General features: G+C 61.3%; 9 protein-coding genes and 1 other annotated feature. Of the genes, 3 read left to right on the plus strand and 6 right to left on the minus strand.

All coding sequences use genetic code 11. The features are described 5' to 3' along the window. Nucleotides 1-448: 448 nt before the first annotated feature. The 4 genes from ilvC to B5F35_RS16140 all read right to left on the minus strand — a co-directional run bounded on the left by ilvC (nt 449) and on the right by B5F35_RS16140 (nt 4,756). A complete protein-coding gene (gene ilvC / locus B5F35_RS16125) occupies nt 449-1,456 on the minus strand; it encodes a ketol-acid reductoisomerase (protein WP_087242588.1) in 1,008 nt (335 codons plus the stop codon). Between the two features lie 89 nt (nt 1,457-1,545). After that, on the minus strand, nt 1,546-2,049 hold the full coding sequence (gene ilvN, locus B5F35_RS16130) for an acetolactate synthase small subunit (protein WP_087242589.1): 504 nt from the start codon (nt 2,047-2,049) through the stop codon (nt 1,546-1,548). Between the two features lie 16 nt (nt 2,050-2,065). Beyond that, a complete protein-coding gene (gene ilvB / locus B5F35_RS16135) occupies nt 2,066-3,685 on the minus strand; it encodes a biosynthetic-type acetolactate synthase large subunit (protein ID WP_087242590.1) in 1,620 nt (539 codons plus the stop codon). Nucleotides 3,686-3,862: 177 nt separating this feature from the next. Next, nucleotides 3,863-4,104 (minus strand) — a binding site (T-box leader). Between the two features lie 43 nt (nt 4,105-4,147). Beyond that, nucleotides 4,148-4,756: a TetR/AcrR family transcriptional regulator gene (locus tag B5F35_RS16140; protein ID WP_087242591.1), complete on the minus strand. Its 609-nt coding sequence runs from the start codon at nt 4,754-4,756 to the stop codon at nt 4,148-4,150. A gap of 501 nt (nt 4,757-5,257) precedes the next feature. Here B5F35_RS16140 and B5F35_RS16145 point away from each other — a divergent pair. Genes B5F35_RS16145 through B5F35_RS16155 form a run of 3 tightly spaced genes read left to right on the plus strand, consistent with a single transcriptional unit; the run spans nt 5,258 to nt 11,337 of the window. Beyond that, nucleotides 5,258-5,581, plus strand: a complete 324-nt coding sequence (locus tag B5F35_RS16145; RefSeq protein ID WP_087242592.1) for a hypothetical protein — start codon at nt 5,258-5,260, stop codon at nt 5,579-5,581. Beyond that, complete coding sequence (locus tag B5F35_RS16150) at nt 5,574-8,192, plus strand: efflux RND transporter permease subunit (protein ID WP_087242593.1); 2,619 nt, start codon at nt 5,574-5,576, stop codon at nt 8,190-8,192. Before B5F35_RS16145 ends, B5F35_RS16150 begins: the two co-directional genes overlap by 8 nt. After that, complete coding sequence (locus B5F35_RS16155) at nt 8,173-11,337, plus strand: coiled-coil domain-containing protein (RefSeq protein ID WP_087242594.1); 3,165 nt, start codon at nt 8,173-8,175, stop codon at nt 11,335-11,337. The genes B5F35_RS16150 and B5F35_RS16155 overlap by 20 nt, the downstream gene beginning before the upstream one ends. Nucleotides 11,338-11,341: 4 nt before the next feature. On the opposite strand, the gene B5F35_RS16160 is transcribed toward B5F35_RS16155, so the two are convergent. Then, on the minus strand, nt 11,342-11,980 hold the full coding sequence (locus B5F35_RS16160) for a peptidylprolyl isomerase (protein WP_140401263.1): 639 nt from the start codon (nt 11,978-11,980) through the stop codon (nt 11,342-11,344). A gap of 69 nt (nt 11,981-12,049) precedes the next feature. Then, nucleotides 12,050-14,167, minus strand: coding sequence for a carbohydrate binding domain-containing protein (locus B5F35_RS16165; RefSeq protein WP_140401264.1), 2,118 nt, complete (start codon nt 14,165-14,167; stop codon nt 12,050-12,052). Nucleotides 14,168-14,412 lie beyond the last annotated feature (245 nt).

The raw sequence follows: 14,412 nt of genomic DNA on the forward strand, positions 1-14,412 counted from the left end.
GCTGGGGTGCTGATTGACGCGCACAGCTTCCCGCAAGCCCGTACCCCAACCCACGGAATCTCCCCAAATTATTCCCCACGCTAATTTGGGGAGATTCCCCCACCAGCCGGCCAGTCTTGCGCGTCAGCGCAAATTTGGCCGGCCGTGACGGGGGAGAGGGGGCACAAACCTGACGTAGAAAACAAAGCGCGGGGTTCGAAGGGGCAAAGCCCCTCGCGGTTCTTTCCCCCATTTCTTGGCGGCAAGAAATGGGGGGCCATGCGGCCTGAGCTAATCATGTACTGGCTGACGCCAGCACATAGTCTGAAGCATAATTTTGCAGGCTCCGCCCGGAAAATTACGCTTCAGCAGCTGGGTGCGGGAAAGAAGCGACAAAAAAACAGGGGCCCTTTTGCAGTGTTGGTATCGCAAAAGAGCCCCTGCCAATATTTATTGGAAATATTGAAAATTAATCCGCATACTTGTCGTTGTCGTTCCAGGCATACATCTTGCGCAGCTCGGCGCCGACCTCTTCCAGCTGATGGGAAGCGGCAATGCGGCGGCAAGCGTTGAAGTGGGCGCGGCCGTTCTTGTTCTCGGCAATCCACTTGGAAGCGAAGGTGCCGTCCTGGATCTCGGAGAGAATCTTCTTCATCTCCTTCTTGGTCTCCTCGGTGATCAGACGCTTGCCCGTCTCGTAATCGCCGAATTCGGCGGTGTCGGAGATGGAGTAGCGCATCTTCTTGAAGCCGCCGTTGTAGATCAGGTCGACGATCAGCTTCATCTCATGGATGCACTCGAAGTAAGCGTTCTCCGGAGCGTAGCCAGCCTCAACCAGCGTCTCAAAGCCAGCCTGCATCAGAGCGGTGACGCCGCCGCACAGAACAGCCTGCTCGCCGAAGAGGTCGGTCTCGGTCTCGATCTTGAAGGTGGTCTCCATCAGAGCCGCTCTGGCAGCACCGATGCCCGCGCCGTAAGCAAGGCCGATGTCAAGGCAGTGGCCGGTGTAATCCTGCTGCACAGCGATCAGAGCCGGAACGCCCTTGCCCTCCACAAACTCACTGCGGACGGTGTGGCCGGGGCCCTTCGGAGCAATCATGAACACGTCGACGTTTGCGGGCGGAACGATCTGGCCGAAATGGATGTTGAAGCCGTGCGCGAACGCAATCGCCTTGCCCTCGGTGAGGTTCGGAGCGATATCCTTCTTATACATATCCGCCTGACGCTCGTCGGGGATCAGAATCATGATGATATCGGCAGCCTTGGTGGCTTCCGCAACGTTCATGACGGTCAGACCAGCCTTCTTGGCGCGCTCCGCGCTCTTGCTGCCCTCATACAGGCCGACAATCACGTTCACGCCGCTGTCGTGCAGGTTCAGCGCATGGGCATGGCCCTGGCTGCCGTAGCCGATGATGGCGACGGTCTTTCCCTTGAGGACGTTGATGTCACAATCCGCGTTGTAGTAAATCTTAGGCATAGCTTTTTCCTCCTTGCCTTGCGGCATTCTTTTTTATTGAAGAACGAAACCCCGTAGGATGGCCCGGCGGGGTTGGGCCTTTCACAAAGTTATTTCTTGCCCGAGGGGGCAGTGACGCCGGAGCCTTTTTCCAGCGCGATGGTACCCGCGCGGCAGATCTCCTTAATGCCAAACGGATGCAGCAGCGCGATGCACGTCTCGGTTTCCTCCGCCGTGGCGGCAAGCTGGAGCGTGAGGCTGTTGGTTGTCACGTCGACGATTCCGGCATTCATCAGCTGGGCGATCTGCATGATCTCGAGCCGCTGCTTGGTGTTGCAGTTAACCTTGATCAGCGACAGCTCGCGGCTGATAAACGCTTCGGGCTGGAGCACCTTGACCTTGATGACGGGAATCACCTTGTTCAGCTGCTTTTCCACCTGCTCGACAATATATTCATCGCCGTTGACCACGATGGTCATGCGGGAGATTTCGGGATGCTCCGTCACACCGACGGCGAGGCTGTCAATGTTGAAACCGCGCCTTGCAAACAGACCGGCCACCTTCGAGAGGACGCCGGGCTGGTTTTCCACCAGAACGGAAAGTGTGTATTTCATACCGGGGCCTCCTTCCTCAAATACTCGGCACGTCGGGATCGACGCGGCACACCAGAATAAAGGGGCCGTCGGTTTCGAGCATGGTGCGGGCCAGCTCCTTCGCCTGCTCGTTCGTCTCCGCCCGTGCGGCGGGGATGCCGTACGCTTCGGCCAGCTTCACGAAATCCGGATCGCCGCGCAGGACAGTCGCCATGTACCGCTTATTGTACAGCCGATCCTGAAACTCCTTCACCATGCCGAGCCGCCCGTTTTCCATGACGATGATCTTCACCGCCGCGCCCTCCTGGCAGAGGGTACCAAGCTCGCACATGCTCATCTGGAACGAGCCGTCACCGCACACGGCCACCACCTGGCGGTGGGGCTTGGCAAGCTTCGCGCCGATTGCGGCGGGGATGGAGTAACCCATCGTGCCAAGGCCGCCGCTTGTCAGGAAACGGCCCTCCTTGACGTTGAAATTGCGGGCCGCCCAAATCTGGTTCTGTCCCACGTCCGCGACAAGGATCGCGTTCTCCTGCATCATCGCGGAGAGGTCACGGATGAACACGCGCGGCTCCACGCTGTCAGTACGCGGTTCGCCGCGGCTGGGGTATGTCTTTTTATAGCCGAGCGTCTGGTCGAGCCATTCCTGCGGGACGGTGTTTTTCACCTGCTCGGCCAGCGCGCGCATGACCGTGCGGATATCGCCCACAATCGGGATGTCGACCGGCATATTCTTGCCGATCTCGGCGGGATCAATATCAATATGAATCACCACGGCCTTCTCCGCGATCTGCTGGGGCGCGGATACCGCCCGATCGCCCACGCGCGCGCCGCAGAGGATCACCAGATCGGCTTCCTTCATCGCGCGGTTCGCGCCGGTGCGTCCGTGCATGCCGATCATGCCGAGGTAATACGGATCGTCCATCGGGATGACGCCGATACCCATCATCGTAGCGCACACCGGGATGCCGCTGCTCCGCGCGAACGCGACCAGCTCCTCCCGCGCGCCCGCGAGCACCACGCCGCCGCCGCAGCAGATGATCGGGCGCTGGGCCTTCTCGATCGCTTCCAGCGCCTTGCGGATCTGGATCGTGTGACCCTGCGTGCGGGGCTTGTAGCCGATGATCGCCGCCTTTTCCGGATAATGGAATTCCTCAATCTCCTCCTGCTGCACGTCCACGGGGACGTCGATCAGCACCGGGCCGGGACGGCCTGTGGAGGCGATATGAAACGCTTCCTTGAACACGCGCGGCAGATCCTTCGCGTGCTTGACCAGATACGAATGTTTCGTAAACGGTTCGCAGGCTCCGGTGATATCCGCCTCCTGGAACACATCGCGGCCGAGCAGCTCCGAATTGACCTGCCCTGTGATGGCCACAAGCGGGATGCTGTCCATATACGCCGTGGCAATGCCGGTGATGAGGTTCGTTGCGCCGGGGCCGGAGGTGGCGATGCACACGCCGGGCTTGCCGCTCGAGCGGGCATACCCGCTGGCCGCGTGGGCCGCGTTTTGCTCCTCGCGCACCAGGACATGCCGGATGCCGGACTGGTAAAGGAAATCATAGAACGGGCAGATCGCCGCGCCGGGATAGCCGAAGGCCAGCTCCACACCCTCAAGCTCCAGACATTTCACCATGATTTCTGCGCCGCTGATCATGGGGCACCATCCTTTCCACAGAAAATTTCAGTCCAAGCCGGAGTCCGGGCCTCATGCACCAATTTATCATTCATTATAGTGACATTTCCCGTCCCCGTCAAGACTTTATCACGCTAACAGGATAAATTTCCAAATTGCCGTTCAAATCAAACAAAAAAGCCCGCCCCAAGCCGTCTCGCTTAGGGCGGGCTGAACAGTCCGCGGTACCACCTAATTTCGGGATCCTCTCCCGCACTCTGCCGGCGGGCAATCGCCTGCCGCCGCCCGGTAACGGAGGGGAACCGCCGGAGCCTACTGAGACAAGCTGTTCGGTCCGGAGCTCGGGGGCCACGTTCGGCGGGCGTTTCACGAAGCTTTTCACCGGCCAGCTTCTCTCTTTGCTTTCGCGCACGCTTACTTTTCCCTGTCAAAGCCTTTGTCTGATTTTCATTATTTTACCGCGCGCCCGCGCGATTGTCAAGTTCAGCCGGAGATTTCCTTCTTTTGGACCGCTTCCTCCTGGCGGGCCGCCGCCGCGCCGCGCACCTGATTGCGCAGGATCCGGTCAGCAAAGGCGATCAGCTCCTCAGGCGTGCGGTCAATCTCCCCGAGCAGCCAGCTTTCCATAACCGCCGCGAGCGAGAGGATCGCAAAATGCGTGAGCAGTTCCAGCTCGTCCTCGTCCGTGCAGCCCGCTTCGCCAGCAATGGCCGCGACAGTGCGCCCCACGATGGCATATAAATCGGTATGGAAAAAGTGCTTGAGATGTGTGCGGCTCAAAGAGTGCAGCGCGCACAGGCACACCGCCCGGTTTTCCTGCAAATACTGGAACAGCTGCAAAAGCCCTTCCTGCCACAGCAGCGCTCCCTCCTGCCGCTGGAGCAGGGAAACGGCCTCCTCCTGGAACATCCAGCGCACGAGATCATAGATATCTTCAAAATGATAGTAAAAATGCTGCCGCACCATCCCGCATCGATCCATGATCTCACTCACGGTGATGCGTTCCAGCGGCTTCTGGGCCATCAGCTCCTTGAGCGCGGCGCAGATTGCCTGCTTTGTAGCGTGCGACGATTCATAGCTTTTGTTTTTCATAAAAAGGAACCCCCTTAGAATTTTATTTTACCACACTCACATTTTTCGGTAAATTTCTTTTTCGAAATTCATGCACATAGGCTGTCCGTGTCACAATTCTGACAGAGACAGCCTGTGTGCATGTTGTGCTTCCGCATCACGGATCGTATGCTGAAGCTGTAATCCCGCGATAAGTCGCGGACTCAGTTGTCGAAAAAAGCATTCTGCCTGGCAAGGTGCTTGTAACTTTAGCTTTGCGGTAAAGGTCCGGAAAAAATCACTTTGCTCTTTTTCCTGGCTTTCTGTGGCTTCGCGTGCGTTCTTATGAAGGGGGTTCCACCCCCTTCACCCCTGCAAAGTCTCCGCTCCCGCTCCGGTCGGCGCCTTGTTTGTGTGCCACCGGCACACGGCGCCCTTTTGAAAAAGGCTTGAGCGAAAACTTCACGTTTGCATTTTTGCAGCCAAAGCGGCAATTTGAGCCCCGCGATAAGCCGCGGACTTTTTCGGAAGGAAGGATCCACCATGAAGGAGCTGTACGAGCTGATTCTGCACAGCCAGCTTGGCCCCCGTCCGGGGCTTCTCTCGCTTCTGCGCCATGGCCCGGACGTTTCGGGAACGCTCTCTCTCGCGGGCTATGAAAACAGCGTCAGCGGACAGTGGGACGGCGTGCGCACGTTTACCCTGCTGCATCCCCTGCGCACCGCCGTGGGAACCCACCAGTGCCGCAGCGTGCTGACCCTCGCCGGGGAAACGATCACCGGCACCGCCGAGCTGGAAGAATGCACCATGTGCTGGAGCGGGCGCAGACTGCCCGCAATCGAACCGAAGGAGGGAGACTGTGAGTAAAAAGAACGATTTCCCCTCTTTCATGGTGCGCCTTGCCACCCTGATTGTGGACAAACGAAACCTGATCTTTTTCCTGTACATCTGCGCGGCCATCTTCTCGATCTTTTCGCGCAGCTGGGTGCAGGTGTGCAACGACATCACCCAGTATCTCCCCCCGACAACGGAAACGCGCCAGGGCCTGACGCTCATGCAGGAGGAGACCACCACCTTCGCCACCGCGCGTGTGATGGTTTCCCATGTCACGCTCGACACGGCGGAGCATCTGGCCGATCAGCTCGCGGAGCTGGAAGGTGTAACCTCCGCGACACTTGGGAACAGCCTTGGCCCGCAGGAGGAAACCACCCCCACGCCCGAGGAGATCAACGCCTACTGCCACGGGGATGATGCGCTCATCTCCGTCACCTTCGCGGGCGAGGAGACCGATCCTGTCAGCCTGGAAGCGCTCGGCCGTGTGCGGGAGCTGCTCGCCCCCTACGACGTGCAGATCGACACGCCCGTGGGCAGCGATTCCTCCACCACGCTGCAATCGGAAATGGGCGTTATTCTGGTGATCGCGGCCATCGTGATTCTGCTTGTGCTGCTGCTCACGTCGAAATCCTACGCCGAAATCCCGGTGCTCGTCATCACCTTCGGCGCGGCGGCCGTGCTGAACCTCGGCACAAACTTCCTGCTCGGGGAGATCTCCTTTGTCTCGAACTCCGTGACGGTGATCCTTCAGCTGGCCCTCGCGATCGACTACGCGATCATCCTGCTGCACCGCTTCCTGGAGGAGCGCGAGCACGCCGGGGACCGCGAAGCGTGCATCACCGCGCTGAGCGTCTCGATCCCGTCGATTTCCGCCAGCAGCCTGACGACCATCTCCGGACTGGCAGCGATGATGTTCATGGAATTCCGCATCGGCTTCGACATGGGCCTGGTGCTGATCAAGGCCATCTGCCTGAGCATGCTCTCCGTGTTCACCCTCATGCCCGGCCTGCTTATGATCTTCTGCCGCGCCATGGATCGCACGCGGCACAAGAACTTCATCCCGTCGATCGACCGCTGGGGTAAGCTGGTGGTAAAGCTTCGCTATGTGGGCGTGCCGGTGTTCGCCGTCTGTCTGGTGGGCGCGTTCTTCCTCTCCAACCAGTGCCCCTATGTGTACGGCTACAGCGAGATCCACACCGCCCGCCAGAACGAAGCACAGATCGCGCAGGAGACGATCGACGAAGCGTTTGGCTCGCAGAACGTCATGGCCATGCTGGTGCCGCGCGGGGACTACGAGAGCGAGAAAGCCCTGCTGAATCGGCTCGAAAGCTATGAGGAGATCGACTCCGCGCTCGGGCTGGCAAACATTGAGGCCATGGACGGCTACACACTCACCGACGCGCTCACGCCCCGCGAGTTTTCGGAGCTGATCGATCTTGACTACGAGCAGGCCCGCCTGCTCTATGCCGCCTACGCCGCCGACCGCGAGGAATACGGGCGGATCGTCGGAGGTGTGCAGGATTACAAAATCCCGCTGATGGATCTCTTCCTCTTCATTCACGACTGCAAGGAGGACGGCTACATCACGCTGGACGAGGAACTGAGCGATCAAATTGACGATCTCTACACCCAGCTGACCGACGCGCGCGCTCAGATGCTTGGGGAAAACTATTCGCGTCTGGTGCTTACGCTGAATCTGCCGGAGGAGGGCGCGGAAACGTTCGCGTTCCTCCAAACGCTCCACAAGGAAGCGGAGCGCTACTACCCCGCCGAAAGCGTCTATCTTGTGGGCGATTCCACCAGCGATTACGACCTCTCCACCTCCTTCGCGCGGGATAACATCCTCATCAGTGTGCTGACGGTCGTGTTCGTCATCGTGGTGCTGCTGTTCACCTTCCTCTCCGTTGGCCTGCCGATCCTGCTGATCCTGGTAATCCAGGGAAGTATCTGGCTGAACTTCGCGTTCCCCGGCTTCACAGGGGAACCCATCTTCTTCATGAGCTATCTGATCGTCACAGCCATCCAGATGGGCGCGAACATCGACTACGCCATCGTCATCTCCACCTGGTACAACGATCTCAAAACCACGATGCCGAAAAAGGAAGCCATCATCCGCGCACTGAGCCTGTCCTTCCCGACGGTGCTCACCTCCGGCAGCATCTTGTCCATCGCGGCCTTCCTAATCGCGCAGATCACCACCGAGCCGAGCATCGTCGGCATCGGCCAGTGCCTGTGCCGCGGCACGCTGATCTCGATGTTCCTTGTCATGTTCATCCTGCCGCAGATCCTCCTGCTCGGGGACAGCCTTGTGGAGCGCACGCGCTTCAACATCACGCTGCCCGTGCCGGATCGCGGCCGGCTGACACGCGGCAGCGGATCGTTTATTGTCAACGGCCGGGTGCGCGGACAGGTGAACGGCATCATCGACGCGGACGTGCGCGGCGTGATCCGCGGCACCGTATCCGCTACGGTGGAAACGGGACAGGACGGCGCGGCAGGCGGCGGATCGGACGAACCCGCCCTGCCGGAGACCGTGCAGAATGAGGATCCCGGCGAGAAAACCACACCGGAAGGCTCCGATGCGGATACAACGGAACCCGGCAAGGGAAAGGAGGAACCACACGATGAAACGACAGTGGAATAAAGCGGCGGCGGCTCTGCTGGCCGCAGTGATGCTGGTGTTCTCCTGCCCTATCCCCGCGCTGGCGCAGGAGGAAACGGTGCACATCCGCACCGTGCAGGATCTGCAAGCCTTCGCAAAAAGCTGCACGCTCGACAGCTGGTCGCGCGGGAAAACGGCGGTGCTCGAAGCCGATCTCGACCTTACAGGAGTCAGCTTTTCCGGCATCCCCACCTTTGGCGGCATGTTTGACGGCGGCGGCCACACCATCTCCGGCCTTTCCCTCACGGGTGACGGCAGCACGCAGGGACTGTTCCGATCCGTCCAGAAGGGCGCGGTCGTGCAGGATCTCCGCGTGGAGGGGACCGTTTCCCCCACCGGGACGCGCGATATCGTGGGCGGCGTGGCCGGGCGCAACCAGGGAACGCTGCTGCGCTGCTCCTTCTCCGGCACGGTGCGGGGCGGCACGGACGCCGGGGGCGTTGCCGGAAAGAACGAAGCGGGCGGCGAGCTGACGGGCTGCACCTTTGCGGGAAGCCTGTCCGGCGAGCTGCACGCGGGCGGCGTTGTGGGGCAGAACCTCGGCAGCGCCGTGGAGTGTGTCAATCTCGGCAGCGTCAACACCACCCAGCTGGAGGAGGAAGCCACGGCCCAGACCGTGCTGGAGGAAAACTCCGTCACGGACGCGGCTGCCGATCTCTCCGGCTGGACAGATGTAGGAGGCGTGGCGGGCTATTCCGCCGGAATCCTCCAGAACTGCCGCAACGAGGGCAGTGTCGGCTATCCGCACATCGGCTACAACGTCGGCGGCGTAGCCGGGCGGCAGAGCGGCCTGCTGGATGGCTGCACCAACAGCGGCAGCGTGCAGGGCCGCAAGGATGTCGGCGGCATTGTGGGCCAGCTGGAGCCGGAGGTGACGCTGCTGTACAGCCAGACCTTTCTGCAAAAGCTCGGCGACGAGCTTTCCACCCTGCAAACGAAAACGGACGCCCTGCTGAACGACGCGGGGAACGTCTCCCATGACCTGTCCGCCAGGCTTTCCGCTCTCTCCGACCAGACGGACAGCGCACGCCGTGCCGCGGACGCGCTTTCCGGCGCGGCGGCGGACTGGGCCGACGAGGGCACGGGCCAGCTCAACGATCTCTCCGCGCGCGTTTCCCGCGCTCTGAATCTGCTGGATCCGGCACTCGCGGACGCGGACGATCAGCTCCACACACTCTCGCAGGCTGCCGGTAAGCTGTCCGACGCGATGGACGAGGCGGAACGGCTCGGCAGGCTGACGGGCAAGAGTCTGGAAAGCGCCCGCACCGCCCTGCGCGACCTGGAAACCGCTCTGGAAAAAACGCGCGCCGCGCTCAAGGACGTGCAGACCGCCGCGCAGGAGCTGCGCGCCTCTCTGGGCAACCTCTCCGAAATGAAAAAGTCCGCTGAAAAGCTGCTGACCGCGTGCGAAACGCTCAACACCACCGTGACCGGCGGCTTGCAGACGAGCGCCGCCGCCCTGCGCAAAGCACTGGACGAAGCGCAGGTGGCGGTAAACGGCACGGACGATCTGGCCGCCGCCCTGGGCAGCGCGGCGGATGATCTGGCACGGGCGCTCTCCGGGCTCGCAAATTCCTCCGAAAGCCTGCACAGCGCCGCACAGGAGCTGACCAGCGGCCCGTCCCTGCACATCCCCGCGCTCAACGGAAACGTGACACAGAAGGACGATGACCTCAACGAAGCCCTTTCCTCGCTGACACAGGCGGCGAACGACCTCAACACAGCGGCAAGCGGCTCCTCAGACAGCCTGCTGGGGGATCTCAGGGACATCAACCAACAGATGGGCGTGATTGCGTCACTCATTCAGGACGAAGGCTCCCGTCAGGCAAACGCGCAGGATCACTATGAGGATGTATCGGACCGAGAGACACTGCGCAGCCAGTCGGCGGGGCGCGTCTCCGCGTGCCGGAACACCGGCGCGGTGGAGGGCGATCTGAACACCGCCGGAATCGCGGGCTCCATGGCCGTCGACCTGGAATTCGACCCCGAGGACGATCTGACGCAGGAGGGCGACCGCTCCGTGAGCTTTCTCATCCAGACGATGGCGGCGGTGTTTGACTGCGTGAATGAAGGGTCTGTCACTGTGAAAAAGGATTGTGCGGGCGGCATCGTGGGACTCATGGATCTGGGCATGGCGGACAGCTGCCAAAGCTACGGAGATGTAAAAAGCACCGGCGGCAGCTACGCGGGCGGCATCGCGGGCGACGCGGCCGGGGCGATCCGAAGCTGCTGGAGCCGGTGCACGGTTACGGGAAAACACAGTGTGGGCGGTATCACAGGGCGCGGCGCTGTGCTGACGGACTGCCGTTCCGCCGCGCAGGCGCACGGGGACGCGAAAACCGGATCTGTCGCCGGGGAACTGATGGAGGATGGGACGGCCAGCGGCTGCCTGTACGCCGAGGGGCTGACGGCCGCCATCGACGGCGTAAGCTACGCCGGGCAGGCCGAACCCATTGCCTTCTCCGATCTCTGCGCCCTGCCGGACGCGCCGGAAAACTTCTCCAATCTCACTCTTACCTTCACAGACGGAGAATCGGTGGTCGCGACACTGACCGTCCCCTATGGCGGCGCGCTGGACTCCCTGCCGGAGATCCCGGCGCGGGAGGGCTGCTCCGCGTCGTGGCCTGCTCTGGACTACAGCTGCATCACGGCAAGCCGCACCATCGAGGCCGTCTACACACCGTACCGCTCCGCCCTCTCCGACGGCAGCGAACCGGCGCAGATCCTCGCCGAGGGCCGCTTCGGCACGGCGGCGAAGCTCTCCGCTGTCTCGGAGGAGAGCGCCTGGCAGGACACGGCGGGCGCTTCCCACACCGGCACGGTCTGGACCGTGACGGTGACGGACCCCGAGCTGGGCGTTTCATCCCGCACCCTGCATTACCGCCTGCCGGAGGACGGCTCGCGGTGGCAGCTGTGGGTGCGCGGCGCGGACGGCTGGCAGAAGCAGGATTTCACGATAGACGGAAGCTACCTGCTCTTTACAGCCGACGGGGAGGAAACCACCTTCTGCGTGCTCCCCGGTACTTTCCCCGTGCTGCCCGTAGTCATCGCCGCGGGCGCGGCGCTTGTGGTACTCGCGGCGGGAATCCTCCTGCTGCGCCGTCACCGCCGCAGGGCCGCCCACTAAAGCCCTATTTCCCCAGCGCTTCCAGCGCGGCCTGCCGGAGCTGATCTTCCTCGCAGACAATCTCCGCCTGTGCGGCTTTTTCCCGGATCTTTTCCTGCACGGCGGCGGTCTGGAGCTGGCTTTCCATTGTTCCCCGCACCGTCTCAAAGGGAAGCGTGCCGTTTTCCGTGCGGCTCAGGCAGCGCAGAAGCATCTGTGTGCCGCCCGCGTCAAAGGGCCCGGAAAGCTCCCCCTCTTGCATTTGGCTTGCGATCTCCCACCGGGCGGCATAGGCTCCGCTTCTCCCCTCCTGCGTATCCAGAGAATTCATTTCCAGCCGGTAAAAGGATCCCTCGGGAAACTCCTGTGCCAGCTGTGCGGGATCCGTCTGCTCTCCCATGCGCAGGAGGATATGCTCCACCGTCTCCCCCAACGTTTCCGGGGACAGCTCCGCCGCCAGCACGGCAACGCCCACATCGTATGTGAAAAGCGGAAGGTTCTGCTTATAGACCTGCCGGAGCTGATCCTCGGAAAATTCTGTTTCCACCGCAAGCCCGTCGATGGTAAATGCGAACGCCGGCTCCGCGGATTGGAACCGGAACAAAACGATCGCCGCCATGGCGAGAACCACGATTGCGGCAGCCGCCGGAAGCCACTTTTTCATGCGATTCCTCTCGTTCCCGGCAAACACGCAAGCCCTTCCTTCTCAGGAAGGGCTTGCGTGTTTTTACCGTCAGGCGGATTTTTTCCTTTTGATGACTGCAAAGCAGCCTGCCGCTCCGGCTCCCAGCACCACAACGCCCGCAATTATCCATGGCGCTGCGTTCGGGGAACCTGCCTGCTGCTCCTGTGCGGAAACGGGCTCCTCCACCGGCTGGACGGGTTCCGCCCCGTCTTGTGCCGGCTCTTTTTCTTCCTGAACCGGGGGCTGCGCATCCCCTGCGGGTTCTTTTTCGGGCTGTCCGGCATCCGGGTCAGGCTCCGCCGGTTCCACAAGGATGGCGTCCTCCACGGGAGCCTCTGCGGGATCCGCCGCGATCTCCTGCGGACGCGCCGTCCCTGGCACAGCCGTCACATTTGTGGGCTTGGGGGAGACAGGAACAAGCCCGCTGACTGCCCGCTGGAGCTCTGTATACGCCTGGCGCAGCTGCTCCGGATCCGGCGATCCCTGCTCCAGAAGGCGGGCGGCCTGCTGCATGGCCTTTGAGAAGGCCTGCCAGCTTTCGGGGGTATACTGCGATTCCTGCTTGCCCTGATGCAGGGTGTAAAGCTCCTGCAAGGCGGCGAAATCCACCGTTTCCAGGGCGGCAAAGGCATCCATAAGAGCCTGCGCTGCCGCGTCCACGCTTTCTTGATCCGCCATCACATCCACCATCTGGAGCCGTGCGGCCAAAAGCGCCTTGCGGTAAGCCTGCCAGAGGCTGGGCGCGTAGGCCTCCCCGTCAAAGGGAGGCGTCTGGGAAACCGCCTGGGAAAGGGCGCCGCGATCGGGCTCCGTCTTTTCCACGCGGTACCGCTCATACAGCACCACATCGTCAACATACGCAGTGGGAATATCGCTGTTCACGCTCAGGCTGATTTTATCGTAGCCCTTTGTGGTAAACAAAAGGACAATTTTCCTCCATGCGGCCTGTGCCGTACCATCGGAGGAGGTTTCCTTTCCAAGCTTGATGTCCCCCTGCCCGGTATAGCTGTTGTGATGCTTGGCCTCCACCGCCACCCTGGAAGCCTGCTCACCCGTGCAGTATACCCATGCTTCACAGACGTACTCCGTGTTGGGGGAAACCGGTACGTTCCCGATCTCGGAATATGCCGTGGCGGAAGCGGTCTGCACGATTTTCAGGCTGGCCGCGCCGGTGTGCTTCTGCTCCGCGCTGTTGGACACCGTGCTCTGCCAGCTTCCCCAGTCTCCCGCGGTTCCCTTTTCAAAGCCGGAGTTATCATTTCCCGGGTGATACGCCGCCAGGATATTCTCCGCTGTATCGGGCGTGTTTTCCACCTTGTCCGAAAGCTTTTCCAGGCCGGCCACGGCGGCTTCCAGCTGCTTTTCCGCACTTTCCACACGGGCCGGAAGCGGGTTGGAGGAGGAGAGCACTGTCCGGGCCGCCTGCACGGCGCGTTCCAGCGTCTCCCATCCAGCCGGGACAAAAAGGCTCTCGTCATAGCTCTGCGCCAGATCCGCCAGCGCTTCAAGATACTCCGTATCCGCCTGCGGGCGTTCCGGGGTTCCCTGATACTCATGCGCGCCGATATCCACCACGCCCCCGGCTTCGCCGTAGGGAACGGGGTTTCCGAAATAATCGAGGTATTCGAGCGTAATGTTGGTCGGCGTCAGCTCATCCGCCACCTCGGGGAAGCTCTCCTCCGGCACGGGCAGGAAGTCCATGCCGCCGTCGATGCAGGGGGAACCGGCCTGAAGCTGGAAGCCCGAAGCATCCCCCAGTGTGACGGTGCGGCTTCCCTCGTCAAAGCTGCCGTCCGGCGCCTGCGAGGGATCCACCAGCATGGGGTCGGCCACAATGACATACGGATCCGCGTCCATGGGATATGCGTCCTCCACGCCGCCCCAGACACAGTTGTTGCTGTAGGTGACGCCCGCGTTGTTTACCACCAGATCGCTGTCCCCATAGAAAATGTTGTTGTAAATCTGCGTCCCGCTGGAAACGGGAGTGCCCCAGCTTGCCTGCTCCACCGCATTCACGGCATAGCCGTGATCCCAATACATGGTGTTGTTGTGGAACTGGTTGCCGATGCTTCCGCGCTCGCCGATGCGGAAGTCTACACCTAAATGACCATCCGTCCCGTATATCCGAAAGGTAGGAAATCGGCTGAAAAAACAGGCTATTTCCACGCTCTCGGAATTGTGGTAAAATGATAAGAACAAAGAGACAAAGCGGAGCTGTTGACAAAGTGGCCTCTGAAAATCAGCAATGGGAATTTGAGCAGAAAAAAAGACGCTCACTGGCGTCATTTCGTGTTCCATATCAACCGCTTCAGGTTCAAAGCGGTCGCTGAAAGGAGACAGTGATCCTCCGCTGCCTCTAAACCTCGTCGTAAGACGCGTGTTAAATTGTGTTCTCTCTTTTGCGCGGCAAA

Source organism: Anaeromassilibacillus sp. An200 (genome assembly GCF_002160025.1).
Classification (GTDB): Bacteria; Bacillota; Clostridia; order Oscillospirales; family Acutalibacteraceae; genus Caccousia; species Caccousia stercoris.

Excerpts from the sequence above, each read along its gene's own strand:
- ilvN (WP_087242589.1), bottom strand. The coding sequence starts at position 2,049 with ATGAAATACACACTTTCCGTTCTGGTGGAAAACCAGCCCGGCGTCCTC.
- B5F35_RS16140 (WP_087242591.1), bottom strand. The coding sequence starts at position 4,756 with ATGAAAAACAAAAGCTATGAATCGTCGCACGCTACAAAGCAGGCAATC.
- B5F35_RS16155 (WP_087242594.1), top strand. The coding sequence starts at position 8,173 with ATGAAACGACAGTGGAATAAAGCGGCGGCGGCTCTGCTGGCCGCAGTG.
- ilvB (WP_087242590.1), bottom strand. The coding sequence starts at position 3,685 with ATGATCAGCGGCGCAGAAATCATGGTGAAATGTCTGGAGCTTGAGGGT.
- ilvC (WP_087242588.1), bottom strand. The coding sequence starts at position 1,456 with ATGCCTAAGATTTACTACAACGCGGATTGTGACATCAACGTCCTCAAG.
- B5F35_RS16145 (WP_087242592.1), top strand. The coding sequence starts at position 5,258 with ATGAAGGAGCTGTACGAGCTGATTCTGCACAGCCAGCTTGGCCCCCGT.
- B5F35_RS16160 (WP_140401263.1), bottom strand. The coding sequence starts at position 11,980 with ATGAAAAAGTGGCTTCCGGCGGCTGCCGCAATCGTGGTTCTCGCCATG.